The 892-nt window shown below is 66.7% G+C and carries 1 protein-coding gene; it reads left to right on the top strand.

From position 1 onward, the window contains the following. Nucleotides 1–892 (top strand): MFS transporter (locus AC2YHT_RS25655; RefSeq protein WP_487292613.1); only part of this gene is annotated, 892 nt, incomplete at both ends.

Below are 892 nucleotides of genomic sequence, written 5' to 3'. Positions count from 1 at the left end.
TGAAGGCCGATCTCTCCCATGAGTTCGGCTGGAACGAGAAGCACTACGCCGACCTCGTCTTCTACTTCCAGCTGGCCTACGCCGTGGCTTACCTCGCCTGGGGCAAGATCATGGACAAGATCGGGGCCCGCTGGGGCTTCGGCGTGGCCTTCGCCATCTGGCAGATCGCCCACATCGCCCACGCCGCGGCCAAGGGCTTCGGCGGCTTCGTCTTCGCCCGCATGGGCCTTGGCATCGGCGAGGCCGGCGGCTTCCCGGGCGGCATCAAGGCCGTGGCCGAGTGGTTCCCCAAGAAGGAACGCGCCTTCGCCACCGGCATCTTCAACGCCGGCACCAACATCGGCGCCATCGTCACCCCCTTGGTCGTGCCCGGCATCGTGCTGGCCTTCGGCTGGCAGATGGCCTTCATCGTCACCGGCGTCGCCGGCCTGATCTGGCTGCCGATCTGGCTGCTGGTTTATCGCCGTCCGCGCGAGCACAAGAAGCTGGGCGCGGCCGAGCTGGCCCACATCGAGCAGGACCCCGCCGATCCGGTCGAGAAGATCGGCTGGGGCAAGCTGCTGACCAAGCGCGAGACCTGGGCCTACGCCCTGGGCAAGTTCCTGATCGATCCGATCTGGTGGATGTTCCTGTTCTGGCTGCCCGACTTCCTGGGCAAGCGCTATGGCCTGGACCTGAAGACCTTCGGCCCGCCGCTGATCGCCATCTATCTGCTCTCCGACGTCGGGTCGGTGGCCGGCGGCTGGCTGTCGTCCAACCTGATGAAGCGCGGCTGGTCGATCAACCACGCCCGCAAGCTGACCATGCTGATCTGCGCCCTGCTGGCCGTGCCGGTGATGTTCGCCTCCTTCGCCAGCTCGGTCTGGGTCGCGGTGCTGATCATCGGGGTGGC

Source organism: Caulobacter sp. SRI_008 (assembly GCF_057586355.1).
The sequence above is the reverse complement of the archived record's forward strand: the minus strand, read 5'-3'. Positions and strand labels throughout refer to the sequence as shown.